This is a genomic window from Streptomyces sp. SP17BM10, assembly GCF_036322405.1.
Lineage (GTDB): Bacteria > Actinomycetota > Actinomycetes > Streptomycetales > Streptomycetaceae > Kitasatospora.
In genome coordinates, this window is the sequence record NZ_JAQYXB010000662.1 from 1 (window position 1) to 283 (window position 283).

At 56.9% G+C, this 283-nt stretch carries 1 rRNA gene; it reads left to right on the forward strand.

Features of this window, described 5'->3' with window-relative positions:
• Positions 1-206 precede the first annotated feature (206 nt).
• Positions 207-283 (forward strand): 16S ribosomal RNA (locus PUR71_RS33040); the annotation flags it as partial.

Sequence of the window (283 nt, forward strand, 5' to 3'; positions counted from 1 at the left end):
AAGGAAGCGTCCGTTCCTTGAGAACTCAACAGCGTGCCAAAAGTCAACGCCAGATATGTTGACATCCCCGGCCTCGGTCCTTCGGGATGGGGGTTGGAGATTCCTTTTGAAGTAAACACTAGCGAGGACGCAGTGCGCGGGGTCACCTTATTCCGGTGGTTGCCGTGCCGCTCAACGCGGGTGTGAACCGGATAGACCGGTAAGCATTCACGGAGAGTTTGATCCTGGCTCAGGACGAACGCTGGCGGCGTGCTTAACACATGCAAGTCGAACGGTGAAGCCC